25 protein-coding genes are annotated in these 25688 nt (G+C 44.8%); 17 read left to right on the top strand and 8 right to left on the bottom strand.

Annotated features, from left to right (window positions below):
* The first annotated feature begins 248 nt into the window (after positions 1-248).
* The 3 genes from BTO10_RS23535 to BTO10_RS17665 are packed head-to-tail and all read left to right on the top strand — an operon-like array spanning position 249 to position 2971.
* The gene (locus BTO10_RS23535) at positions 249-470 is read left to right on the top strand and encodes a FeoA family protein (protein ID WP_063523942.1); all 222 of its coding nucleotides are present in this window, start codon (positions 249-251) and stop codon (positions 468-470) included.
* Positions 471-2744, top strand: coding sequence for a Fe(2+) transporter permease subunit FeoB (gene feoB, locus BTO10_RS17670; RefSeq protein WP_181143992.1), 2274 nt, complete (start codon positions 471-473; stop codon positions 2742-2744).
* Complete coding sequence (locus BTO10_RS17665) at positions 2741-2971, top strand: FeoC-like transcriptional regulator (RefSeq protein WP_004737929.1); 231 nt, start codon at positions 2741-2743, stop codon at positions 2969-2971. The genes feoB and BTO10_RS17665 overlap by 4 nt, the downstream gene beginning before the upstream one ends.
* Positions 2972-3037: 66 nt before the next feature.
* Here BTO10_RS17665 and BTO10_RS17660 read toward each other — a convergent pair whose 3' ends face one another.
* From BTO10_RS17660 to argS, 3 genes are all read right to left on the bottom strand, one after another.
* The gene (locus BTO10_RS17660; protein WP_105025380.1) at positions 3038-3565 is read right to left on the bottom strand and encodes a YqhA family protein; all 528 of its coding nucleotides are present in this window, start codon (positions 3563-3565) and stop codon (positions 3038-3040) included.
* A 137-nt stretch (positions 3566-3702) separates the two neighbouring features.
* A complete protein-coding gene (locus BTO10_RS17655; protein WP_181143991.1) occupies positions 3703-4131 on the bottom strand; it encodes an HIT domain-containing protein in 429 nt (142 codons plus the stop codon).
* Between the two features lie 489 nt (positions 4132-4620).
* Entirely contained in the window at positions 4621-6354 is a 1734-nt protein-coding gene (argS, locus tag BTO10_RS17645) for an arginine--tRNA ligase (RefSeq protein ID WP_105025378.1), read from the bottom strand.
* Positions 6355-6703: 349 nt separating this feature from the next.
* On the opposite strand from argS, the gene BTO10_RS17640 reads away from it, so the two are divergent.
* Positions 6704-7300, top strand: a complete 597-nt coding sequence (locus BTO10_RS17640) for a VOC family protein (protein ID WP_105025377.1) — start codon at positions 6704-6706, stop codon at positions 7298-7300.
* A gap of 349 nt (positions 7301-7649) precedes the next feature.
* Here the strand turns inward: BTO10_RS17640 and purU are convergent, their stop codons facing one another.
* Positions 7650-8483 carry a formyltetrahydrofolate deformylase gene (purU, locus tag BTO10_RS17635; protein WP_105025616.1) on the bottom strand — a complete coding sequence of 278 codons (834 nt, stop codon included), beginning with the start codon at positions 8481-8483 and terminating at the stop codon, positions 7650-7652.
* 282 nt (positions 8484-8765) lie between these two features.
* Between purU and BTO10_RS17630 the strand changes: the two genes are divergently transcribed.
* The 8 genes from BTO10_RS17630 to rnd all read left to right on the top strand — a co-directional run bounded on the left by BTO10_RS17630 (position 8766) and on the right by rnd (position 16757).
* Complete coding sequence (locus BTO10_RS17630) at positions 8766-8966, top strand: hypothetical protein (RefSeq protein ID WP_105025376.1); 201 nt, start codon at positions 8766-8768, stop codon at positions 8964-8966.
* Positions 8967-9127: 161 nt separating this feature from the next.
* Entirely contained in the window at positions 9128-11056 is a 1929-nt protein-coding gene (locus tag BTO10_RS17625; protein WP_105025375.1) for an ATP-dependent DNA helicase, read from the top strand.
* A gap of 59 nt (positions 11057-11115) precedes the next feature.
* Positions 11116-11817 carry a tRNA (adenosine(37)-N6)-threonylcarbamoyltransferase complex dimerization subunit type 1 TsaB gene (tsaB, locus tag BTO10_RS17620; protein WP_004737938.1) on the top strand — a complete coding sequence of 234 codons (702 nt, stop codon included), beginning with the start codon at positions 11116-11118 and terminating at the stop codon, positions 11815-11817.
* A 73-nt stretch (positions 11818-11890) separates the two neighbouring features.
* Positions 11891-12196, top strand: coding sequence for a hypothetical protein (locus BTO10_RS17615; RefSeq protein ID WP_004737940.1), 306 nt, complete (start codon positions 11891-11893; stop codon positions 12194-12196).
* Between the two features lie 35 nt (positions 12197-12231).
* A complete protein-coding gene (locus BTO10_RS17610) occupies positions 12232-12792 on the top strand; it encodes a Slp family lipoprotein (RefSeq protein WP_105025374.1) in 561 nt (186 codons plus the stop codon).
* A gap of 63 nt (positions 12793-12855) precedes the next feature.
* The gene (locus BTO10_RS17605; protein ID WP_105025373.1) at positions 12856-13707 is read left to right on the top strand and encodes an alpha/beta fold hydrolase; all 852 of its coding nucleotides are present in this window, start codon (positions 12856-12858) and stop codon (positions 13705-13707) included.
* 105 nt (positions 13708-13812) lie between these two features.
* Positions 13813-15507 carry a long-chain-fatty-acid--CoA ligase FadD gene (gene fadD, locus BTO10_RS17600; RefSeq protein WP_004737946.1) on the top strand — a complete coding sequence of 565 codons (1695 nt, stop codon included), beginning with the start codon at positions 13813-13815 and terminating at the stop codon, positions 15505-15507.
* Between the two features lie 131 nt (positions 15508-15638).
* Complete coding sequence (gene rnd, locus BTO10_RS17595; protein ID WP_105025372.1) at positions 15639-16757, top strand: ribonuclease D; 1119 nt, start codon at positions 15639-15641, stop codon at positions 16755-16757.
* A gap of 85 nt (positions 16758-16842) precedes the next feature.
* Here rnd and minE read toward each other — a convergent pair whose 3' ends face one another.
* Genes minE through minC form a run of 3 tightly spaced genes read right to left on the bottom strand, consistent with a single transcriptional unit; the run spans position 16843 to position 18609 of the window.
* Positions 16843-17106, bottom strand: coding sequence for a cell division topological specificity factor MinE (gene minE / locus BTO10_RS17590; RefSeq protein ID WP_004737949.1), 264 nt, complete (start codon positions 17104-17106; stop codon positions 16843-16845).
* A gap of 6 nt (positions 17107-17112) precedes the next feature.
* Complete coding sequence (gene minD / locus BTO10_RS17585) at positions 17113-17925, bottom strand: septum site-determining protein MinD (protein WP_105025371.1); 813 nt, start codon at positions 17923-17925, stop codon at positions 17113-17115.
* 21 nt (positions 17926-17946) lie between these two features.
* Positions 17947-18609 (bottom strand): septum site-determining protein MinC, encoded by a 663-nt coding sequence (gene minC / locus BTO10_RS17580; RefSeq protein WP_004737951.1) that lies wholly within the window; start codon positions 18607-18609, stop codon positions 17947-17949.
* Between the two features lie 220 nt (positions 18610-18829).
* On the opposite strand from minC, the gene BTO10_RS17575 reads away from it, so the two are divergent.
* The 5 genes from BTO10_RS17575 to BTO10_RS17555 all read left to right on the top strand — a co-directional run bounded on the left by BTO10_RS17575 (position 18830) and on the right by BTO10_RS17555 (position 24627).
* Positions 18830-19120: a YcgL domain-containing protein gene (locus BTO10_RS17575; protein WP_004737952.1), complete on the top strand. Its 291-nt coding sequence runs from the start codon at positions 18830-18832 to the stop codon at positions 19118-19120.
* A 30-nt stretch (positions 19121-19150) separates the two neighbouring features.
* Positions 19151-20149 carry a lytic murein transglycosylase gene (locus BTO10_RS17570; RefSeq protein ID WP_105025370.1) on the top strand — a complete coding sequence of 333 codons (999 nt, stop codon included), beginning with the start codon at positions 19151-19153 and terminating at the stop codon, positions 20147-20149.
* A gap of 152 nt (positions 20150-20301) precedes the next feature.
* Positions 20302-21222 carry a LysR family transcriptional regulator gene (locus tag BTO10_RS17565; protein ID WP_080566522.1) on the top strand — a complete coding sequence of 307 codons (921 nt, stop codon included), beginning with the start codon at positions 20302-20304 and terminating at the stop codon, positions 21220-21222.
* A gap of 205 nt (positions 21223-21427) precedes the next feature.
* A complete protein-coding gene (locus tag BTO10_RS17560; protein WP_102423742.1) occupies positions 21428-22627 on the top strand; it encodes a NupC/NupG family nucleoside CNT transporter in 1200 nt (399 codons plus the stop codon).
* 185 nt (positions 22628-22812) lie between these two features.
* Positions 22813-24627, top strand: a complete 1815-nt coding sequence (locus BTO10_RS17555; RefSeq protein WP_105025369.1) for a cation:proton antiporter — start codon at positions 22813-22815, stop codon at positions 24625-24627.
* 77 nt (positions 24628-24704) lie between these two features.
* On the opposite strand, the gene folD is transcribed toward BTO10_RS17555, so the two are convergent.
* The gene (gene folD, locus BTO10_RS17550; RefSeq protein WP_004737959.1) at positions 24705-25562 is read right to left on the bottom strand and encodes a bifunctional methylenetetrahydrofolate dehydrogenase/methenyltetrahydrofolate cyclohydrolase FolD; all 858 of its coding nucleotides are present in this window, start codon (positions 25560-25562) and stop codon (positions 24705-24707) included.
* Positions 25563-25688 lie beyond the last annotated feature (126 nt).

Raw genomic sequence — 25688 nt, 5'->3', positions numbered from 1 at the left:
TATGAGAAAAGCGACATTTTCATAAGTTTCTGATTTTTAATGGATTGGTGTGTTTTTGTTTGTAGTGTACTAGTGAGGTAGTTCTCACTAGTTGTTGAAAGTGACGGTTTTGACGTAAACGTTTTTAACGAAACTTACGAGTGTATATTTTCGAAAACATTGATTTCACGCAATAGAGCTGTGGTTATCTATGTGTATCATGCCGCTAATAACAATCTTTCTCATTATCAATCACGAATTGGGTATTTATGAAACTCTCACAACTAGATCAAGGAAAAGCGGCTTCTATAGTTGCCTTAACCGGCTTAACACCAGAAGTTAGAAAAAAGCTAATGGTCATGGGTATGTTGCCAAACACTGAAGTTACACTAATCCGTCGCGCGCCGATGGGGGATCCGCTTCAAGTAGAGGTGAGAGGGGTCTCTATCGCCATTCGTGAAAGCATCGCAGAACAAATCGAGGTTATCTAAATGGATTATCAAGTTCTTACCGTTGGTAACCCGAATAGTGGTAAAACAACGTTATTCAATGCACTAACCGGTGCGAAGCAGCATGTTGGTAACTGGGTAGGCGTAACCGTTGAGAAGAAAACGGGTGTCTATTCACATGCGGGTGACCAATTTCAGCTAACTGATTTGCCTGGTATTTACGCACTAGATAGTGGTAATGATGCGAATAGTATTGATGAGTCTATCGCGTCGCGAGCTGTTCTGACTCACCCTGTTGACGTGATCATTAATGTTGTTGATGCAAGCTGCTTAGAACGAAGCTTATACATGACATTGCAATTGCGAGAGTTGGGTCGCCCGATGATCGTTGTATTGAACAAAATGGATGTATTAAAGCGTGAGCGTCAGGTGATTAATCTGAAAGCGCTAGAGAAAGAGCTAGGTTGCCCGGTTCTTAGCTTGTCTGCGAATGATAAAGGCCAAGTGGCTCGTTTCAAAGAGCGCCTGCATAAGCTTCTTGTGCAAGGTGTTAGCCTTGATCCTATCTCTGTTAACTATGATGAAGCATTAGAAGCACTTATTCCTTCTGTTGAATCACACTTTGATGATGTTGATGTTTCTCGCCGCGCGCTTGCGATTCGAGCTCTAGAAAATGATTACCTGGTACTAAACGGATTAGCTCCGCAAACACGTACTCAAATTGACAATGTGCGTCTTGGCGCTGAGTTTGATATCGACCTAGCGGTAGCAGATGCGAAGTTCACCTTCCTACATGACCTGTGTAAGCGTGTTCGCCGCAGTGAAGGCAAACTAAGCCGTAACTTCACAGAGAAAGCCGACCAATTCATTCTGAACAAATGGGTTGGTATTCCTTTTTTCTTTGTCATCATGTATCTGATGTTCATGTTTTCTATCAATATAGGTAGTGCGTTCATCGACTTTTTTGATATTGGTGTTGGTGCAATATTGGTTGATGGTGGACATCATTTATTAGACGAACACTTACCAGTTTGGTTGGTCACTATTCTTGCAGATGGTATCGGTGGTGGTATTCAAACTGTAGCGACCTTTATTCCGGTTATCGCGGCGCTTTATTTGTTCTTAGCGGTACTTGAAAGTTCAGGCTACATGGCGCGTGCTGCGTTTGTACTTGATAAAGTGATGCAGAAGATTGGTCTTCCGGGTAAGGCGTTTGTACCGTTAGTTCTTGGCTTTGGCTGTAACGTGCCAGCAATTATGGCAACTCGTACACTTGACCAAGAGCGTGAGCGTAGGCTAGCTGCCTCTATGGCACCATTTATGTCATGTGGTGCTCGTTTACCTGTATACGCACTGTTTGCTGCGGCGTTCTTCCCTAGTGCTGGGCAAAACGTGGTATTTGCTCTGTATATCATGGGTATTCTTGCTTCTGTATTTACTGGTTTGTTCCTTAAAAACACTATCTACCCAGGTAGCAGCGACAGCTTAGTAATGGAAATGCCAGACTACGAGCTGCCAACTGTACAAAACGTGATGCTGAAAACGTGGCAGAAACTGAAGCGCTTCGTGCTCGGTGCAGGTAAAACGATTGTGGTTGTGGTTGCCATCTTAAGTTTCTTTAACTCTCTGGGTATGGACGGCAGTTTCGGTAACGAAGACAGCGAAAACTCCGTACTTTCAAAGGCAGCGCAAGTTGTGACTCCTGTATTCCAACCAATTGGGATTACAGAGGAAAACTGGCCAGCAACGGTAGGTATCATTACTGGTATCTTCGCAAAAGAGGCGGTAGTAGGTACGCTGAACAGCCTTTACACAACGCCTTCTGATGAAGAAGCTGCGGAGTTTGACCTAGCGGCGAGCTTAGAAGAAGCGGTGATGACGATCCCTGAGAATTTAGCCGATTTGAGCTACTCAGATCCCCTAGGTATTGAGGTTGGTGACTTAAGTGATTCCGGTGCCGCTGCCGAAGAACAAGAGGTTGACTCGTCTATCTTTGGTAACCTGAAAGACAAATTTGTTTCTGGTCACGCTGCGTTTGCTTACTTAATCCTTATCTTGCTTTACACACCTTGTGTGGCTGCAATGGGTGCTTACGTTCGTGAATTTGGTCAAATGTTTGCACGCTTTATTGCAGTTTGGACAATGGCGCTTGGCTACTTTGGTGCAACTTTCTACTACCAAGCGGCAAACTTTGCAGCACACCCTGTGACTAGTGCTGTGTGGATGGTCGCGATTGCTGGTGGCTTTGTGATTACCTACCGTGTATTTAAGAAAGTTGGCAGCAAGCAAAAAGCATTAGAGGTGCAAGTCGTATGATTTTAACTGAACTTCATCAGTACATTGACAGTCAAGGTGTCGCAGCTCGTAAAGAGATTGCAGCGAAATTTGGTATGAGTGAGGACGGCGTGGATGCGATGTTGAGCGTGTGGGTCAAGAAAGGCAAAGTATCTCGCTTGGTCGACACCAACAAACATGGTCACACAACGCGTGTTCGCTACACCATAAGCAAGCAAGATGGTCTGTCGCTGAATGTGATGATGTAGTTTGGTCAATATCTAATAAAAAACCGCAGCCTACGAGCTGCGGTTTTTTTGTTTGTGTTTCTCGACTTAAGACTCTTTGGTTTCACCTAACCCAAGAACTTTAAGGCCGATACTCAGCAACAGTATGGATACTGGAAGAACCAAAATATCCCATCCAATACTGTCGAAATTGACGAGCACAAGCTCCAAAAATTTCACGAAGATAATGATGATAATCACTTCAGCCAAAATGTTTTTCAGGTGACCAATGTTGGGTGTTTTTATCCAACTAAGTACTTTGCTTCTATTGGTTTGTTGGTCACTTTTCGCGGCATTACTTTTATCTGAGATGAATAAAGTGAATACACCATGAGAAAAGATGAAGAGCACAAAAGCAATCAAGAACGTATCCAGAGACTTAATCAAGTATGAGATCGCGATATCTGTTGTGTCTAAATGCGCGAGCGATTCTGGTGGCACCTGATTGAGCATGAAGATCGCAAAAGCAGAGTAAGTCTTGGTTGCTCCCATAAAGAATAAGAGTAGGGAAGCAAGCATAGAACAAATGATGGCGATCCAGCTGATATGACGAAATAAGTTGAAGGTTTGTTTCATGATTCTCTCTCTATGTTGTGTGCAAGAGAGTATACGCGGGAGTCTTTGTTGTGATAATGGGGTGTTTTTTTGAATCATTATTACAATTTTGTAATAATGGTGATGCCCAGCTAATAGGCATCACCTGTGTCAGAAGGTTAAACTTTCTTAAAGATAGAGCTTAGTGACAGCACATTTTGAATGCGAGTTAGGATAGCTGCTTGTTCTTCTTCACTGCGCTGTTCACCTGTGGTGTTGCCCCACACAGGGCCAGGCCATGCAATATCATCTTTGAAACGTGCGATATGGTGGATGTGCAGTTGTGGCACTATGTTACCTAGCGCGCCTAGGTTGAGCTTATCCGGTTGGAACGTAGCTTCAAGTGCCTGGCTTACTGCTTGAGATTCATGTAAGAACTGCTGTTGCTCTTTCATTGGTAAGTGATGCAGCTCTTTTAGGTTGGTACGTTTTGGGACCAGAATAACCCAAGGCACAGCGTTGTCCTTGTGCAGTAGTGCAAGGCTAAGCGGGAATTCGCCAATAACGGTGGTGTCTTTCGCCAATTGAGGATGAAGTTCGAAGCTCATGATCTTTCCAATTAATTGTTTTAGTTGAGTATAAGGTTGGAATGAGAATGTGGCTAGCGCTTACGATCTCAATAAGAAGATTCCCTATCACGTTCGTACCTCACTGTAGGGAATGACGGTGGAGGAGAAGGACAACGAATTGGTTTTCGGTGATTGCATGCTTTAGGAGATTCTCCAACATGCTCGTACTTCACTGTGGGGAATAGCGTGAAGGAGAGTGATAACGCGCCATTGAACCTGTCTCGGACTTACGGCATTCATTGCCGTCATCTCCTAGAGCGACGAAGGAGGGTAGTAGGAGATCTCTGCGACGGAAGCCAGCGGATAGTGTCGATAGCCAAGTAAATATAACCTCCAAATAAAACAAAAGGTTGACGCTTTCACGTCAACCTTTCTAATTATCTCGAATCTCGAATCTCGAATCTCGAATCTCGAATCTCGAATCTCGAATCTCGAATCTCGAATCTCGAATCTCGAATCTCGAATCGCTTACATGCGCTCTAGAGTCTCGATGCCTAGAAGCGACAGACCTTGTTTGATTGTCTTCGCTGTTAGGGCAGCAAGCTTCAGACGGCTTTGCTTAACAGCTTCGTCTTCTGCTACTAGGATAGGGCACGCTTCGTAGAAGCTAGAGAACTGACCTGCTAGTTCGAACAGGTAGCTACACATGATGTGTGGTTGACCTTCACGAGCAACAGATTGAACCGCTTCTTCAAATTGTAGAAGTTTCGCGATAAGTGCTTTCTCTTTTTCTTCAGTGATTTTGATTTCACCTTCAAGAGAGTCCATAGAAACGCCAGCTTTAGCAAATACAGAAGCAACACGAGTATATGCATATTGCATGTAAGGTGCTGTGTTACCTTCGAACGCAAGCATGTTGTCCCAATCGAACACGTAGTCAGTAGTACGGTGCTTAGAAAGGTCTGCGTACTTAACCGCTGCCATTGCAACTGTGTTAGCGATTGCTTTCTTCTCGTCTTCTGCTAGTTCTGGGTTCTTAGATTCGATCAGTTGTGCTGCACGAACTTCTGCTTCATCAAGAAGGTCGGCTAGACGAACCGTACCGCCTGCACGAGTCTTGAATGGCTTACCGTCTTTACCAAGCATCATGCCGAACGCGTGGTGCTCAAGAGAAACAGATTCTGGGATGTAACCTGCTTTACGAACGATAGTCCAAGCTTGCATTAGGTGTTGGTGCTGACGAGAGTCGATGAAGTAAAGAACGCGGTCCGCGCCTAGCTCTTCAAAACGGTATTTTGCACAAGCAATATCAGTTGTTGTGTAAAGGAAACCGCCATCGCGCTTCTGGATGATAACGCCCATTGGGTCGCCATCTTTGTTTTTGTATTCGTCTAGGAATACAACTTGTGCGCCGTCATCTTCTTTAGCAAGACCTTGCTCTTTAAGATCTGTAACGATGCCTGGAAGCATGTGGTTGTACATGCTTTCGCCCATTACGTCATCACGCGTTAGTGATACGTTTAGACGATCGTAGTTGCGTTGGTTTTGAATCATTGTTACGTCAACAAGCTTCTTCCACATCTCTGCACAGAACTCGTCGCCGCTTTGTAGTTTCACTACGTAGCCACGTGCTTTAACTGCGAACTCTTCGTCTTCGTCGTAAAGTTTTTTAGATTCACGGTAGAAGCCTTCAAGGTCAGCAAGATCCATTGAAACTTCACCTGATTCAGCCTGAACGCGCTCAAGGTTTGCGATAAGCATACCGAATTGAGTACCCCAGTCACCGATGTGGTTAGCACGGATAACTTTGTGGCCTAGGAATTCCAGTGTACGAACAACTGCATCACCGATGATAGTTGAACGCAGGTGACCAACGTGCATTTCTTTTGCAACGTTTGGCGCTGAGTAGTCAGCAACAATGGTTTGAGCTTCAGCTGCTGCAACACCAAGGCGAGAATCAGCAAGCGCTGCGTCTGCTTGTTTTGCTAGGAAAGCTTCATCTAGGAAGATGTTAAGGAAACCTGGACCTGCGATTTCAACTTTAGAAGCGATACCGTCTAGGTTTAGAACGTCCAATACTTTCTGAGCAAATTCTCGCGGGTTAGTGCCTAGTCGCTTAGCAACGCCCATTACGCCGTTTGCTTGGTAGTCACCAAATTGTGGTTTTGCAGATTGGCGAACAGCAGCGGGAGAGCCTGCAGGTGCGCCAGCGGCTTCTAGAGCCTGAGATACTTTGTCATTAATAAGTGCTTGGATATTCACACGCGTTTCCTTCAATTCAAGGATGATAAGAGTGGCCGTTATTTCGAGGTCATCAAACTTAGTTAATTATGCGTCTAGTTAACGATTTAATGCCGAAATGAACAACAGACACTGTTTAAGTTCACAAAAATGGCAGTAATCATACCAATTTTGTGCGGTTTCTTATAGGTCGAATTGATAGAAAATTAACATTTCCTGAGGGGTTTTTGATAATCAATTTTCGCTATGCAGCGTTTGTGTTTTTAGGAATGTGAGCCAACGTGCTTATCGTCTGTCTTTTTGTATACGCAGCGCTTGTTGAACAAGGTAAAACTGATACCATGCAGCCAATATTTGGAGAACACAGATAATGACGATGAGCCTCAAGCAAGCCGAATTAGAACCACAACAAATGATTGCCCGCCTTGATACGTTTATGGCGAAGATTGAAAACCTAGGTAACGTACTGGGTTTAGATTTGAGTTTTGCTCAAGCGGACCATATCGCACTAAGAATCAATGAAACGGAATTAGCAAAAGCAGCACATCAAGCATGGTCTGAATACGGCTCTACCATTTCACAAGCGATGATCAATGGCCGTCCAATTGTTGTGATCGCTTTTGATGAGCCTTTGCAAAGCCGTGATTGGAACATTGAGTGTTTGGAGTTGCCATACCCTGCAGAAGGTAAGACTTACCCGAGCCAAGATTGGGAGCACGTTGAGTTTGTGATTCCGTCTCACGCCCAAACGGCTGATGAGTACTTAGCGGATCTGAAAGGTACTTACCCGCAGTTCGCTGCTAGCTTTGAAACGCTGACTGAGCAAGGTGTTAAGATCAAACTGTCTAGCCCGAAAGGCGAGGGTGAGCGTTTGAACAACCCAACGGTTGCATTTAAGCATCAAGGGATTTGTATCAAGCTGCACCCACATTCGTTGAAGAAGATTGTTGAGTCAGAGCAGGCTTAGTCTGAGTTAACAAGAGAGAGATTCCTGATCTCGCCTAGGTTCGTCGGAATGACGAGGTTGCCGGTTAGTGAATGTGTTGGTCTACCAACTGTAGTGAACGCTTGATTTGATATTAAAATTTTCAGATAGAGCGCGGATGTGTGCAGCGGTTGTGCCTTACTATCATTCGGTTTGACTGTATCTCTTCTGAGTCATCGTTTTTACTAGCAAGAGAACACCGTCATTCCCGATAGCGACGAAGGAGCGTAGTTGGGAATCTCTAACAACGGACTCGATAACCAGATACAAAAAACACATAATGGGGCGATCCTATTACGCGTTTTTTATTGGGTTCTAACAGGTGTCGAACCTACAGAATCACAGTTTTGTTGCCGTAAACAAACACGTGATCATTGATCACCTTGTTTAGCGCTTTACTTAGAACATTCTTCTCTACGTCACGACCCGCTTGCGCCATGTCTTTCGCACTGAAGTTGTGATCGACAGGGATAACGTCTTGCTTAATGATTGGGCCTTCATCCAAATCGTTCGTCACGAAGTGCGCCGTTGCACCAATGATCTTTACGCCGCGCTCATACGCTTGTTGGTAGGGTTTCGCACCGATGAATGCTGGCAAGAAGCTGTGGTGAATATTGATGATCTTGTGGTTGTACTTTTCAACAAATCCCGGAGTCAGTACTCGCATGTATTTAGCCAAAACAAGGTAATCAGCCTCGTATTGGTCAATCACTTCCAGCATTTTCTGCTCATGCTCTTCACGGTTCAGACCTTCGTGTGAAACATGATGATAAGGAATGTCAAAACGCTCGGTTAGGCTTTGTAGAATGTCGTAGTTTCCGACAACCGCTGCGATTTCCACGTCTAAACTGCCATCGAAGTTCTTCATCAGAATATCGCCAAGACAATGTGCTTCTTTCGTTACCAGAATAACAATACGCTTGCGAGAAGAGTCTACTAGCTTGCGCTTCGCGTTTTCTGGTAGGGCTTGATCTAGGTCTGCTAGAAAGGTTTCATCATTGAAATACCCTTCAAGCTCAGTGCGCATAAAGAAGTGACCACTAGTGTTATCTACGAACTCGTTGTTGTGAACGATATTGAGTTGGTGTTTGTAACAAATGTTGGTGATTTTTGAGATGAGGCCTGGGGCATCAGTACAATGTGTTAGTAATGTTTTTCTTTCCATTTGCATCTTACTTCCATGAAATATTTTTTATTCTTCAAATTAAATACAGGCCGTCGAACGGTGAACTGAGCCGCAATATCACCGTTATAATTAATCTATTATCAAGTTGGTTTCAACAAATTCTGCTCCTCATTTATCGCTTTGATAAATTGTTTGATATCGAAATATCAGTTTTCAGATAGAAAAACAGGCAGAAGCTTCATTTTTAAAGTTTTGACCGTAGTACGCATTTGAACTTCAACCGAGGCATTTTCGCCTTGGCCAAAAATAGAGGTGATACTTATGGATAAAGAGTTACTAGCAAAAAAACTGTACTGCAAACGCGTGAATTCATTGGCTGGCAGCGTAGAGCTAGGTGGAAATGTTCTCGATGAAATGTGGAAAAGCAAAACCTCGCCAAGCGATGCAGTAAAAGCCATACAGCCAAATGATAATGAATTTGAAGGCGCTCCTTGGCTATCTCGTTATCTCAATCGAAAATAAGCAATTAACCTCTAAGCTAAAACAGCAATCTCGATTTTCATTTCTGTTCTCTTGGTAATTTGAAATAACCCAGACACCTCCGGTGCGAAGTCATTCTTGATTCGCGCCGGCTCACTAAACCTGCCATAATTCGCCTTCTCTTTTTCTAAACTTCGTACTCTATGATATCTAAAACGTTTTCTGCTGATGGCGCACTGGGTAAAGCAATCCCGGGCTTTCAACCAAGACAAGCTCAGTTAGACATGGCTGAAGCAGTTTCACAGGCCATTCAGCAACAGAGCCAATTGGTGGTAGAAGCAGGGACGGGTACCGGTAAGACATTTGCTTATCTTGTGCCGGCACTGCTTAGTGGTAAGAAAACCATCATTAGTACGGGGTCTAAAAACCTTCAAGAACAGCTGTTCCACCGTGATCTGCCTTTAATGACTGATGCCCTTGGTTTTCATGGTCAAGTTGCGCTGCTTAAGGGGCGTTCAAACTATTTGTGTTTGGATAGATTGAGCCGCCAAATGATCGAAAGTCATGGTACTCATACGGATCCAACGCTGCTTGCTCAGTTAGTCAAAGTTCGTAGCTGGTCGTCATCCACGCAAACCGGTGATTTGGGTGACTGTGATGATATTGCGGAAGATAGCCCTGTAATCCCAACGATTACCTCGACCAACGACAATTGCTTGGGCAAAGAGTGTCCAAGTTATACCGATTGCTTTGTATTGAAAGCGCGTAAAAAAGCGATGGATTCCGATGTCGTCGTAGTGAACCATCACCTTTTCCTAGCCGATCTCGCGATTAAAGAGACCGGATTCGGTGAGCTCATCCCTGAGGCAGATGTATTTATCTTCGATGAAGCGCATCAATTTCCCGACATTGCTAGTCAATATTTTGGTCAGTCTGTATCAAGCCGACAAATTCACGAACTCGCCAAAGACATTGAAATTGGCTATCGCACCGAAGCGAAAGACATGCGCCAACTGCAAAAGGTTGGTGACAGGCTCGTTCAGTCCTCATCCGATTTAAGAATTGTGCTGGGCGATACCGGTTTTCGTGGTAACTGGCGCGAGGCGCTAAAATCAGAGTCGATCGCTAGAGAGTTAGTTCGCCTGCAAGACGCATTGCAACTGGCTGTAGATGTATTGAAATTAGCACTTGGGCGAAGCCAACTATTGGATACTGCTTTCGAGCGTGCAAACATGATTAAGTCTCGCATTGAGCGTGTATGTGATGTGTCGATTACTGGTTACTCCTATTGGTATGATACAACACCGCGCCATTTTGCTTTGCACATTACACCGCTGTCAGTTGCTGACAAATTTCACGAGCAGATTGAGCTGAAGCCGGGCGCTTGGGTGTTTACCTCAGCAACCTTGGCAGTATCGGACGATTTCGACCACTTCACTTCGCGACTAGGCTTAAAGCCCTCGGCTCAGTTTTCACTGCCGAGCCCATTCGACTATCCGAATCAAGCGCGTTTATGTGTGCCTCGTTATCTTCCAGAACCGAATAGCCCGGGCTTAGCCGATAAACTGGTTCGTATGTTGACGCCTGTGATTGAGCAAAACCAAGGTCGTTGTTTCTTCTTGTGTACCTCACACAGCATGATGAAAGAGTTAGGGGAGCGATTCCGTGAAACCTTGACCGTACCGGTGCTGTTGCAAGGTGAGACAAGCAAGCAAAAAACCTTGGCTGAATTTATGGAGTTGGGTAATGCCTTGCTGGTGGCGACAGGTGCTTTCTGGGAAGGGATAGATGTTAGGGGCGATGCATTAAGCTGTGTTATCATCGATAAATTGCCCTTTACAGCCCCTGATGATCCTTTACTTAAGGCTCGCATTGAGGACTGTAAGTTAAAAGGGGGCGACCCTTTTGCACAGGTACAATTGCCAGATGCCGTGATTACCTTGAAACAAGGTGTGGGCCGATTGATACGTGATAAGCGTGATAATGGTGCTTTGATTATTTGCGATAACCGATTGGTGACTCGCGATTACGGTGGCATCTTTTTGGCGAGTTTACCGCCTATCCCTCGTACACGTGACTTAGGGGTCATTAAAGAATTCTTAGCTAAAGACCATTCAACCGCAGCCGAGTAATTGGCATTGTTGAGCTTAGCCATTATTTTTAGATTAGATAACGAATATTTGAGACACAAATGAGCGCGAAAATTCTTGCAGTAGATACCGCAACTGAAAACTGTTCAGTTGCATTAGTAATTGGTGACCAGGTGTTCGCTCGTAGCGAAGAGGCACCTCGAGACCATACGAAAAAAATTCTACCTATGGTTGATGAAGTACTGAAAGAAGCGAATGTCGCTTTAACCGATATTGATGCTATCGCGTTTGGTCAAGGCCCAGGCAGTTTCACGGGTGTACGTATTGGTATTGGTATTGCTCAAGGCTTGGCTTTTGGTGCGGATTTACCAATGATCGGTGTCTCTACACTGGCTGCAATGGCGCAAGGCAGCTACCGTAAATTTGGTGAAACTCATGTTGCGACAGCGATTGATGCGCGTATGAGTGAAGTGTACTGGGCTCGTTACAGCCGTGAACAAGACGGTCGTTGGACTGCGGTTGATGCTGAATGTGTAACACCGCCAAGTGAATTGGCTGCGCAGCTTGAAGCAGACTCTGAAACATGGGCAAAAGTAGGTACTGGTTGGGAAGCTTACGCAGAGCATATGGATACACTAGCTATCAACACTAAAGCGTGTGAAGTGCTATTTCCAGAAGCTCAAGATATGGCGTTCCTGGCTCAATTTGCTTATGCTGAAGGCAAAGCCGTGCCAGCTGAAGAGTCTGAACCAGTGTATCTGCGTGACAAAGTGACATGGAAGAAGCTGCCAGGTCGCGAGTAATTTTTTACAAGGTTCTGATGCAAATTAGATCTAAATGCGTATTATTTAGATTTGAGAGGACAGATATTTAGTCATGGTATCAATTAATAACTTACCTCCTTCATCGATAGGCAATACGTCTAAGCCGAATCGCGTTAAAAAGAAGGAGCAGGCAAAAAAATCTGATGCTAGCACTGCGGTTGGGCAACCAACCAAAGTGGCCAATGCTGTCTCTCATTCTATTCGTCAAGTTAAAGAGTCTGAGCTACACAAGGCTCAAATCCAGTATGATCTTCCAGAAGGCCGAGGACGTAAGGCTATGGAAGAATACATGGATGTAATGAACCAGGCGAAAAAAGAAGAACTTGCAAAGCTTATCGGTGTCGATATTTACATCTGAAGCGATTTACTAATGCCTGTTTAAGGACCAGAACCATGTCTAATTACTTATCTAAAATACGCTTAATTGCCTTTTCTCTTGGTATCTTGGTGCTAGCAGGGTGTTCATCATTACCTAGCGAGCTCGAAGCAAAATCAGAGCCTGTTATCAGCGACTACCAACAATGGGTTGACCAATTACCAGACGCTAAAAGTGTTCGTTTAGGTGGCGTGATTTCTAAAGTGACCAACCTAAAAGACAGAACTCGAATTGAAGTTGCTAACATGCCAATTTCAAGCAATGGTAAGCCAGATCTCGATGCAGAGCCGAGTGGGCGCTTTGTTGGTTATATTGAAGGATACGTTGAGCCGTTAAGCTTTGCTGAAGGTCGTTTGATTACGCTAGTTGGTCAATCAAACGGTAGTGAAGATGGCAAAATCGGTGAGTACCCTTACACCTTCCCGGTGATGAAGGTAGATAACCAACGTCTGTGGAACATTACGGAGCGTGTCGTTGTTAACGATTTCGCACCAACCTACTATTCGTGCAGAAGCCTACATTGCCGCAGTTTTCAAACAATGCCAAGACAAGGCAGAGTTATACAGGATGTCGAGTAATTAACGCTAGTTATTAGATGTTGATTGCTACACCAAGCAAGGATTAGAGGTTACTAAAGCTTGATGATTGATAAATCATATTCCCTTGCGAGCGGGACGCTTGCCACACAACAGATAGGTAACCCAGAAACGACCGTCACGACGGTCGTTTTTATTCATGGGTGGTTAGATAACTCTGCGAGTTTTTCTTCTGTGATTGCCAACCTACAAACCAGTCTCCCCGATTGTCACCTGATTGCGATCGATCTCTTTGGCCACGGCTTTTCTTCACACAAGTCGGGAAGTTACTACCCATTTCATGACTATATAGATGATTTACATCAGCTTGTGACTAAATTATCGTCAAACAGACTGGTACTAGTAGGACATTCACTTGGTGCATTGATAGCAAGTTGTTATAGTGCCGCCTTTCCTGAAAAGGTGTCAGGATTAATTCAAATTGAAGGTCACGGACCTCTTTCTGAAGCTCCCCAAGAAACGGTCTCTCGTCTAAGAGATGGGGTACTCAGTCGTCTTCGACAGCGGAGAAAACCTTCACGTCCTTTAGCAAGCCTAGAGGATGCTATTAATCTGAGAGTACACGCCAATCAAATCAATGCAGAACTCATTGCTCCTATTGTAGAGCGAGGGATTGCCGAGTTAGACGACTCCTGGCAATGGCGATGCGACCCTAATCTAAAGTGTGACTCGTTATACCGAATGTCACAGGCGCACGCAGAAGCGATTATGGCGGCTATTGAATGCCCTCAACTCATAATATTAGGCAATGATGGATTTAGACATTTGCAGCATAATCGCTACAAATCAGCCCATAGTCCTCTACAAATTGAGACTGTTCCCGGCGGACATCACTGTCATTTAGAGAGCCCAGAGCTAGTTTCAGAGCTAATTCTTGGTTTAGTTAACAAAATTTAAACAAGTGTTTGAGCCTTTTAGTGCTCATGCACTAAAGCTGTGCTGTAATACCGTAATGATAAAAGCGGCGAAGCAGTCGTCAGCTGATAAACGAGGAGTAACATAGTGGATAAACCTTGGCTTTCACGTTATCCAAGTGACGTACCAGAAACGATCAACCCAGATCAATACCCATCTCTTATCGAAATGTTCGAACAGTCTGTACAGAAATACGCAGACCAACCTGCTTTTGAGAACATGGGCTCAGTAATGACATTCCGTAAGCTTGAAGAGCGCAGTCGTGCTTTTGCTGCTTACCTGCAGAATGATTTGAAGCTCAAGAAGGGCGATCGCGTTGCACTGATGATGCCAAACTTGCTGCAATACCCAATTGCACTCTTTGGTGTATTGCGCGCTGGTATGATTGCAGTGAACGTCAACCCACTGTACACACCTCGTGAACTAGAGCATCAACTGAACGATTCTGGTGCAAAGGCGATCGTTATTGTTTCAAACTTTGCTAGCACGCTAGAAAAAGTGGTCGATAACACTCCAGTGAAGCACGTGGTACTGACTAGTCTTGGCCAAATGCTACCTCGCGCAAAAGGTACCATTGTTGATTTCGTCGTGAAATACGTGAAAGGTATGGTTCCTAAGTATGATCTACCGGGTGCTATCTCGTTCAAAAAAGCGCTGCATAAAGGTCGTCGCCTTCAGTATGTAAAACCATTTATGACTGGGGATGATATTGCATTCCTTCAGTACACTGGTGGTACTACGGGTGTTGCGAAGGGCGCAATCCTAACGCATCGCAATATGATCGCGAACGTACTTCAAGCGAAAGGGGCGTATGGTCCGGTTCTGCATGAAGGCCGAGAGTTAGTGGTAACAGCATTGCCGCTGTATCACGTATTTGCACTGACAGTAAACTGCTTGTTGTTCGTAGAAATGGGTGGTCGTAACCTTCTTATCACTAACCCTCGTGATATTCCTGGTTTCATCAAAGAGCTGCAAAAGGTTCCATTTACCGCAATTACAGGTGTAAACACACTGTTTAATGCGTTAGTAAATAACGAAGACTTCCATGAGTTAGACTTCAGTAACCTACGTCTATCTGTTGGTGGGGGTATGGCGGTTCAACGCGCTGTTGCTGAACAGTGGAAGAAAGTAACAGGTATCCACCTGTTAGAAGGCTATGGTTTAACCGAGTGTTCACCGCTGGTAACAGGTAACCCATATGACCTAAAAGATTACACTGGTGCGATTGGTTTACCGGTACCGTCAACCGATGTTCGTATCATTGACGATGAAGGTAACGTGGTTGCGAATGATCAAGTGGGTGAGCTGCAAGTTCGTGGCCCTCAAGTGATGCAAGGTTACTGGCAACGTCCAGAAGCGACCAAAGAAGTGATTGACCAAGACGGTTGGTTATCGACGGGTGACATCGTTAAGTTTGATGACGAAGGCTTGCTGCACATTGTTGACCGTAAGAAAGACATGATTCTTGTGTCTGGTTTTAACGTTTACCCGAACGAGATTGAAGATGTCGTTGCACTACACGGCCAAGTGCTAGAAGTAGCGGCGATTGGTCAACCTCATGAAGTGTCTGGTGAGCTGGTGAAGATCTACGTGGTTAAGCGTGATCCTAGTCTAACTAAAGAAGACATCATCGCGCACTGTCGTGAACACCTAACGGGTTACAAAGTGCCTAAACTGGTTGAGTTTAGAGAAGATCTTCCAAAGACCAACGTAGGTAAGATCTTACGTCGTGTACTTCGTGAAGAGAACGATGCTGAGCTTGCTAAACGCGCAAGTGAGTAACAAGCACAGTTTCTCCTGAAATCATTGAAACGCTTAATCAAAGCGGGCGTGGTAAAATGGTGTTAGAATGCCGACAGTTAATGTCGGCATTTTTGTATCCGGCGATCAAATAGAAACCAGTGAGAGTTTTTGTGGATTATCATATCATTACCCAATTGAAAGACCTTGAGCGAGTTTGCCAACAAGCACGTGAAGCCGATGTCGTTATGCTTGATACGGAGTTTGTTCGTACAAGAACCTATTACCCTCAATTAGGCTTGATTCAGTTATTTGACGGCGAAACGCTGTCTCTGATTGACCCTATTGCTCTTGATGAAATGACACCGTTCGTTGGGTTATTGAAAGACGCTTCGGTACTGAAAGTGCTACACGCATGCGGTGAAGACTTAGAAGTATTCCAGAACGCATTTGATTGTACACCTACCCCAATGGTTGATACCCAAATCATGGCGGCGTTCTTAGGCCATGGCTTATCAACGGGTTTTGCTGCTTTGGTTTCAGAGTTTGTTGGTGTGGATTTAGATAAAAGTGAATCTCGCACCGATTGGCTGGCGCGTCCGCTTTCTCAAAAGCAACTCGACTACGCGGCAGCAGACGTTCATTATTTAATGCCTATGTACAATAAGCTTCTTGAGAAAGTGATGGAAGCGGGCTGGTGGGAAGCGGCGCAACAAGAGTCTGATCTACAGGTGACGAAGCGTATCCGTAAAGTAAACCCAGATACGGCTTACCTTGATATCAAAGGTGCATGGCAACTTAAGCCACAGCAACTTGCTATCTTGAGACCCCTTGCAACATGGCGTTTGAAAGAAGCGATTAAGCGCGATCTCGCATTGAACTTTATCTTTAAAGAACAAGATCTTTGGGCTGTCGCGCGTTTTGCGATTAAGAATCCGAAACGTATGGAAGAGGAAGGTTTTGACTTCCGTTCTGTACGTCGTCATGGCGCGAAGATCAGCTCAATCGTTAAGTTAGCGGAACACACACCAGAAGAAGAGTACCCAGCACCAGTTGAACGTCTAATGGACTACCCGGGCTATAAACAAGTATTTAAAGTGTTGAAAGATGAAGTGAAAACCGCTTCGCAACACAGTGGTCTAGCGACGGAATTTTTGGCATCGAAGAAACAGCTAAACCAAATGTTGAGCTGGGTTTGGAAACACGATCGTAATCCAGAAAAACTTCCGGATGTGATGCAAGGTTGGCGTTTAGATCTGGTTGGCGAGAGGCTGAATAAAGCAATCAAATAGCCAGATTGTTTAAAAACAAAACGCAAACAAAAAAAGAGAGCTTAAGCTCTCTTTTTTATTCAATCTGCTGACGAGACAGTAATGATTACTTATCGTCTTCAGGCAGCTTAACGTTCAGCTCTAGTACTGAGATATCGTCATCTTTGTGTTCGAACGTAAGGTCAACCATTGATGGGTCTACTTCTACGTACTTAGCAATACACTTCAAGATGTCTTCTTTTAGTTGCGGCAGGTAAGACGGCGCTGGGTCGTCATGGCTACGGCGTTCAGCAACAATGATTTGCAAACGCTCTTTGGCTAGGTTTGCAGTGGTCTTCTTCTGTGGTCTGAAAAACTCTAGTAATGACATTGTGTATTAGCCCCCGAACAGTCGTTTGAAGATGCCTTTCTTCTGTTCCGTTAAGAAGCGGAAGTCAACTTGGCTACCTAGTAGTCGCTCTACAGTATCATTGTAAGCCATACCTGCATCGGTTGCTTCGTCAAAGATCACTGGAACACCCTTGTTCGATGCGTTCAGTACCGCTTGGCTTTCTGGGATTACACCCAGCAGCGAAATGTGCAGAATATCTTCTACATCTTGTACGCTTAGCATCTCGCCTTGATTTACACGAGCAGGGTTGTAGCGAGTCAGTAGAAGGTGAGTTTTCACTGGCTCTAAGCCCTCTTCTGAACGACGAGATTTAGAGTCCAGAATACCTAGAATACGGTCTGAGTCGCGTACAGAAGAGACTTCTGGGTTAGTCGTTACAATCGCTTCATCAGCAAAGTATAACGCCATTAGAGCGCCTTGCTCGATACCTGCAGGTGAATCGCAGATGATGAAGTCAAAACCCATCTCATCCAGTTCATCAAATACGCGACGAACACCGTCTTTAGTCAGTGCATCTTTATCACGTGTTTGAGAAGCTGGAAGAATAAATAGGTTGTCTGTGCGCTTGTCTTTGATCATCGCTTGGTTAAGCGTTGCTTCGCCATTGATAACGTTAACGAAATCGTAAACAACACGACGCTCACAACCCATAATTAAATCAAGGTTACGCAGACCGATATCAAAGTCGATAACTGCGGTTTTCTTTCCTTTCAGAGCCAGACCTGAGGCAATAGCTGCACTAGAGGTCGTTTTGCCTACCCCGCCTTTACCTGACGTTACAACGATAATGCGTGCCATTATTTTTTCCTTTTATTTCTCTTATATTGCGAGGACGTCAACGTGTAATACATCGTTTGCCATACTGAACATGGTTTTCTTCTGCCAGTACTCGCTTTCAATTTGATCGCTGAGCCAGTAATTTCCTGCAATAGAAACCAACTCGGCTTGTAAATCATTACAAATTATTTTTGCTTCAGTTTGACCACTTGCTCCGGCAATCGCTCGGCCGCGCAATGTGCCATGAATATGGATGCTGCCATCGGCAATTACTTCTGCACCAGCGCTTACGTGACTTAGAATTAACAGGTCGCCATCTTTGGCGTATACCTGCTGTCCAGAACGAATCGGGGTTCTAATCACTTTAATCGGTGCCATTTTTGCCGGTGCTTGAGATGGGGATTTACTTGCCGTCATGACCGCAAAGCCAGCTTCTCTAGCAAGGTTTTGCATGCGCTTGTCAGAACAACCTGCGACGCCAACCGGAATCATACCCGCTTGAGAGATGCCATCTTTTAGCTTTATGAAGTCGATATCGCCAGCCACTTTGCTGATGTTGATAACCACAGGTGCGGCAGCAAAAAAAGTGGGTGCTTGGTCTACCTTCTCTTGAAGAAAAGAGACTGCATTTTCGACTTGATCATCGGATAAGTGCAAAACAGATAGCGTAAAGCTGCTACCTTTTAGATCTGGATTACTAGACATCGAAAAACTACAGGACCTCAATAGCGAATTGGTACAATTTCTTTATTAATAAAATAAAGGGCATTGCCTGAAACTAGGTTTATCATGTTATATTCCCAGACCAAGCACAGCAAGTAATCTTGTTGTCAAATGAACGTTTTGTTCCCAATATTTCCCTAACATAAACTATTGATCTCGCAAGTGAGAGTTTTGTAGTCATAATCAATTAAAAAGGTTTGTCATGCTGTGTTCTATATATAAAAGCTCAAAGAAAGAAGGAACATACCTTTATATCCCTAAGAAGGATGATTTTTCACAAGTTCCTGACGCACTGATGCAAATGTTTGGTAAACCTAGTTTTGTAATGGTAATTAAAATGGACGGTCGCAAACTGGCTCAAGTGAACATCGATAAAGTGAGAGAATCACTGAACACCGATGGCTTCTTTTTGCAGGTTCCGCCTCCACCAGTCAACGAACTTGAGCTGTACAAAGAGCGCAAAGCTCAGCAAAACAATCAAGACGAAGAGTGATAACTATCTCAATTCAGGGAGGAGTGATCGTTGAGTAAATTTTCGAAAAGCATATTGGCGGTGTCGGCATTACTTTTAGGTAATAGCCTGACCATTGGTTCAGTGCAGGCTCAAGAACTGAGTTTCGAGCAATATGTAGAAAAACTAAAGCAACAAGGTCGTGAAGAAGGCATTTCTGAAGCGATCATTGATGAAGCCTTTGATGGTGTGACGTTTAAGCCAAGAGCGGTCAAAGCGGATAAAAACCAACCTGAAAAGAAACTGACTCTGGATGAGTACATTCCACGAGCAGTGCCAGATTGGAAAGTGAAGCAAGCAAGATCACTGTATAAGAAGCATTACAAAGCTTTAAAGCGCATTGGTGATGAGTATGGCGTTCAGCCTCGATTCATTGTCGCTTTATGGGGCGTTGAGAGTAACTTCGGTAAATTCACCGGTAATTACAGCGTTATCGATGCTTTAACGACGATGGCTTACGAAGGGCGCAGAGAAGCGTTTTTCCGCAGTGAAGCGATGGCGGCGTTGGCTATTCTTGACCAAGGACATATCACCCCGAAAGAGATGAAAGGCTCTTGGGCTGGCGCTATGGGCCAACCTCAGTTTATGCCTAGTTCATTTTTAGCGTATGCCGCTGATGGTAATGGCGATGGTAAGAAAGATATCTGGGGTACTGAAGAAGATGTATTTGCCTCGGCGGCGAATTATCTGAGCCAATCCGGTTGGGATGACAAGTACACTTGGGGCCGTCAGGTTCACGTACCATCAACGGTGTCTATTGATTTACAAGGTCGATCTGAAGACAAAGCGAAATACCTAAAAGAGTGGTCTGAACTTGGTATTAAGCGTTATGACGACCGCCCACTGCCAAACCTTGATGAAGACATTAAAGCTTGGTTAATCATGCCAGATGACGAAGCGGGCCGTTCTTACCTCGTGTACAACAACTACAATGTGTTAATGAAGTGGAATCGTTCTTACTACTTTGCTTTGGCTGTTAGCCATCTAGCAGACAGAATCAAGTTTGATTAGTAGACCTAATGGTATTAATCGGTAGAGCTTGCTTTGATAGCATTTGGCCTACCATAGGCAGAACGAACTAAAGGACTCTTCGGAGTCCTTTTTGATTTTATATTTTTGAGTTTTAAGAAGGTGGTCTTGTGCTAACAGATAGAGCTGCACAGATGGTGATATTCCATGCATTAATTAAGCACGATGGCTTTACCAGTGCTGCGAAAAGCTTGAACGTCTCGGTGTCTCATATCAGTAAACAAGTTGCTTTGCTTGAAGACTCTATTGGTATCAAGTTGGTACAACGCACCACACGTAGCCTCACGCTAACGGAAGCAGGGGAAGTCTTCTATCAGCACTGTGAGCAACTGTTTAACACGGTAAAAGCGGCTCAAATGGATATGGACAGCCAGCGTGACGATATCTCTGGAATACTGCGTGTTGGGCTGTCGCAGTCATTTGGCACCTTACATATCATTCCTGCGATTGATGAGCTTAGACAGTTGTATCCTCAGTTGAGAATCGAAGTCCACCTGTTCGATTACAAAGTGGACATGATTGAAGAGCGTCTGGATCTTTGGATCACCAATAACGAAGACCTGCCTGAGGGGTACATTGCGCAGCGATTAGCAGATAGTCAGTTTGTGGTAGCCGCATCGCCTGATTACCTGATTAAAGCCGGGACACCGCACGTACCGTCGGATCTGATTGACCACAACTGCCTTATCTATCGTAGCCGAGAGCGAGACTACACATCGTGGGCGTTTGATAATGGGCAAGAGAACCTCAGTGTAAAAGTAGCTGGAGATTACTCGGTGGATTTAGCAGAGGCAGTTCGAGACGCAGCGGTATCAGGGTGGGGCGTAGCTTACTTAGCCACTTACTTAGTGAAGGAAGAGTTCAGAACGGGTAAATTAATCCAAGTTTTGCCGGAATGGAGAGCGAGTCAGCTGATGCCGTTCTATGCTGTATATCCGAGTCGAAAGAACATGCCGAAGAAGCTTTCTGCGGTGATTGAGTTCATCAAAGATCATATTGGATCGCCGACGTACTGGGATGAAAACCTAAAAACGTGCGTCGAACTGCATCGTTAACTGTTTCCAAATCTATAAATATAATTTCCATATGGAAAAAGTATGCTTTTTAATCAAAGTTAATTATGAAAATTCAATGACTTAATTAAAACCATTACTCAAAAGTGATTACCCCAACATCACATTAACAACCGCCGCTTGCCGCAAACGATTTCCTCTATAGAATGCGTCGCCTTTCCTAACTACAACTTTTAGGTTGACGCACATGGCTTCGCTACTTGGAATTATTACTATTTTAGTTGCCGCTTGGTTACTATCTACGGACAGAAAAAATATTCCACTAAGAACAGTCTCTTTGGCTTTCTTACTACAAATCTCATTCGCGCTATTGGTTCTGTATGTACCAATGGGTAAAGAAGCGTTGAATGCAGCCACAGGTGCGGTATCTAGCTTGATCAACTACGGTCAAGAAGGGATTAACTTCCTATTTGGTGGCCTTACGAACAACGGTTTCGTTTTCGCGATTAATGTTCTGGGCATCATTATCTTTTTCTCTGCGCTTATCTCTGGTTTGTACCACATCGGCTTTATGCCAAAAGTGATCAACCTTATCGGTGGTGCGCTGCAGAAGTTCTTGGGCACAGGTCGTGCTGAATCACTGTCTGCGACAGCAAATATCTTCGTTGGCATGATTGAAGCACCATTAGTGGTTAAGCCTTACCTGAAACATATGACGGACTCGCAACTGTTCGCAGTGATGGTGTGTGGCTTGGCGTCTGTAGCGGGTGGCACGCTTGTTGGTTATGCATCGCTAGGTGTAGACCTAAACTACCTGATTGCAGCGGCATTTATGTCTGCACCGGCAGGTCTGTTAATGGCTAAAATCCTAGTGCCTGGCAGTGCTGACGATGTTCAAGAAAACATTGAGTCTGATGTTGAAATTCCACGAGCAACAAACGTAGTTGAGGCAATGGCAGATGGGGCTATGTCTGGACTTCGTATTGCCGTTGCGGTGGGTGCGACACTTCTTGCCTTTATCAGTGTGATTGCAATGCTGAATGGCTTGCTAGGTATTGTTGGTGGTTGGTTTGGCGTAAACCTAAGCTTCGAACTTCTCCTAGGTTATGTGTTCGCACCCGTTGCATGGCTGATCGGTGTGCCGTGGTCTGAAGCTGTTGTGGCAGGTTCACTGATCGGTAACAAGATTGTTGTGAACGAATTTGTCGCTTTCATTCAGTTAATGGATGCGAAAGAGGTTCTTAGCGAGCATTCACAAGCGATTGTAACCTTTGCACTGTGTGGCTTTGCTAACATCTCAACAATGGCGATTTTGATTGGTGGCCTAGGTAGCTTGGTACCAGAGCGTCGCTCTTTCATCTCACAATACGGCTTTAAAGCGATTTGTGCTGGTGTGTTTGCTAACTTAATGAGTGCTGCGATTGCTGGCGTGGTACTTTCACTCTAGCTAGATGATAAGTACCGAGTGAACGGGTCAGTCACTTTATTTCCCCTATAGTAAAGTGACTGATTAATCACAATAATATTCGGTTAGCATGAAAAAGAGAGCCTATAGTTTAATGACGTAGGCTTTCTTGTTTCAGTAAATAGATTTGGGCCACAGGGTGTGGCACCCATTATTTAGGGGCACAAATGGATTTGTCGATTACTTCTTCTTTAGCGCTAATTGGGCTCTTGTCTCTAGCTTGTCAGCTACTCGGCTGGCGATTGCGTCTTCCCGCTATTCTCCCTCTTCTTATTGTCGGCTTGCTATTGGGCCCCGGCTTAAATGTCCTTAATCCCGACGCCATTTTTGGTGAAGTTTTATTCCCAATGATTTCATTAGGTGTTGCCATCATTCTGTTCGAAGGCGCATTGACGCTTAACTTCAAGGAGATCAGAGGTCATGGTCGCATGGTGACTCATCTAGTGAGTGTAGGCATGCTGATTACATGGGCGTGCATTGTGGTCGGTGCTTACTACTTTGTTAACTTTAGTTGGCCATTAGCGGCGTTATTCGGTGCTTTGGTAGTGGTGACAGGCCCGACAGTAATTGTGCCTATGCTGCGTAGTATTCAGCCTAAAGTCTCTCTTGGTAGCATTTTGCGATGGGAAGGGATTGTGATTGACCCAATAGGCGCTCTGTTTGCCGTTCTGGTTTATGAATACATTGTCTCTTCAGCAGATCCTACTGGACATGTCCTTTCAGCTCTGGGATTAACCTTAGCTATTGGTTTAGGCTTAGGGATCATCGGTGGCCATTTGATTGCCAAGATGCTGCAAGGGCATTGGGTGCCTCATTATTTACGAAATATAGCGGTACTGACGCTTATGTTGGCGGCGTTCTCCTTCTCTAATGACTTGAGCGAAGAATCGGGCTTGTTAACCGTGACCATCATGGGGATCTGGCTTGCCAATGTGAAAGGCTTGGATATCGAAGACATCATCGAATTCAAAGAAACTCTGACTGTATTACTCATTTCTGCGTTGTTTATTTTGTTAGCCAGTCGGCTCGATTCAGGCGCGTTTTTGTCGATAGGTTGGGGCGGTATCGGGTTATTAGCGATGGTTATGCTGGTGGCTCGCCCGTTAAGTGTGTGGATCAGCGGGATCGGCACGGATCTTAGTTCTTCAGATAAATGGTTTTTAAGTTGGATGGCACCACGCGGGATCGTGGCGGCAGCGGTTTCTTCTCTGTTTGCGATCAAACTTCAAGAGAAGCAATTGTTCGAGGGCGCAGACCTGTTGGTGCCTATGGTGTTCTTGGTCATCATAGGTACGGTTGTTATTCAGAGCTTAACTGCAAGCTGGTGGGCGAGAAGGCTAGGTGTCACTCAAGAGAAAGCGCAAGGGGTTATCTTCTTTGGTGCCACCCACTTCGCAAGACAGTTTGCCAAGGTGCTCGCGACTCATAACATCAATAGTGTGCTTGCAGATACCAACTGGGAGAGCATTCGGTTGGCCCGCATGGATAACTTGAATGTCTACTTTGGTAACCCAGCTTCCAGCCATGCGGAAAACAATTTGGAACTCGATGGGATAGGGCGAGCGATGATTGTATCGCCTTATCGTCAAACTAACCCGTTAGTCAGCATGCACTATCAAGACGAGTTTGGCGCCAATAAGGTTTTTGAGCTCGAGTCACCAGAGAGCAAGCACGAGAGACACCAAGTGAGTCGAGATGGCAACCGAAGTCTATTTGAGGAGGGCGTGACTTACTCCAAGCTCAACTCACTGATGGCACAAGGCAGCCAAATTAAGAGTACAGGGCTGACAGAGGCATTTGATCTAAATGAGTTTAACGCGCTGTACCCTAAAGCGATTCTACTTGGGGTCATCAACGACGGGGACTTCCGTTTAATTACTCAAGGGGCTGACTTAGAAAAGCTGGTATCGATAGAATGTGAGATCATCAGTTTGTTGCCACCTTCAGAACAGGTCGAGAAAGTAGAGACTCCAGACAAGTAGTAAGTGTTCTCTATTAAAAAAGCCGCAGCGTATATCACGCTGCGGCTTTCTAATTCTACTTATACTGCGCTGATAGATTACTTTGAGTGAAATTGCTCACAAGCGATCATTGTGTTCTCAATCAGGCTAGCCACTGTCATTGGGCCAACACCGCCCGGTACAGGTGTGATGAAGCTTGCGCTCTCTTTCGCGACATCGTATTCAACGTCACCGACTAGCTTGCCAGAGTCCAAACGGTTGATACCAACATCGACCACAACTGCACCTTTCTTAATCCATGCACCAGGAATGAAGTTCGGCTTACCTACCGCAACCACAACAACGTCTGCTTGACGTACGTGGCCTTCAAGGTCTTTAGTGAAACGGTGGCATGTCGTCGTTGTACACCCCGCTAGAAGCAGTTCTAGAGTCATTGGGCGACCTACGATGTTTGAAGCACCAACAACAACCGCGTGTTTGCCACGTAAATCGATGTTGTAACGGTCAAGCAGGGTGATGATACCTTTTGGCGTACAAGAGCGAAGCTTAGGCATACGCTGAGCCAAACGGCCGACATTGTATGGGTGGAAGCCATCAACGTCTTTTTCTGGTGTGATGCGCTCAAGAACGTGAGTGCTATCAATGCCAGCAGGTAGAGGCAGTTGAACCAGAATACCGTCGATCTCTGGATCTTGGTTCAGTTGGTCTACTAGGTTTAACAGTTCATCTTCTGTTGCAGTGGCTGGCAAATCGTAAGATTTAGATACGAAGCCAACTTCCTCACACGCTTTACGCTTACTACCAACGTAAACCTGAGAAGCAGGGTCTTCACCCACTAAAACAACCGCTAGGCCCGGAGCACGTAATCCAGCTTCAGTACGAGCTTTTACACGTGCAGCAACTTCGGAGCGAACCGTTTGAGAAATTAGCTTTCCATCAATATTTTGAGCAGTCATGAATTTCCTTAGTATTGATATTCAAGTTAGTGGCTGATGTTTTTGGCGCATTATTCCAGAAAACCTTTTTGATTACCATCAAGCAAACGATTGCTTTGCTCTATTTTCCAACACTTATATGTTTGT

The sequence above is a fragment of the Vibrio chagasii genome (genome assembly GCF_002954585.1).
Lineage (GTDB): Bacteria > Pseudomonadota > Gammaproteobacteria > Enterobacterales > Vibrionaceae > Vibrio > Vibrio chagasii_A.
Note: the sequence above shows the minus strand (reverse complement) of the source record. Positions and strands in the feature narration are given on the sequence as shown.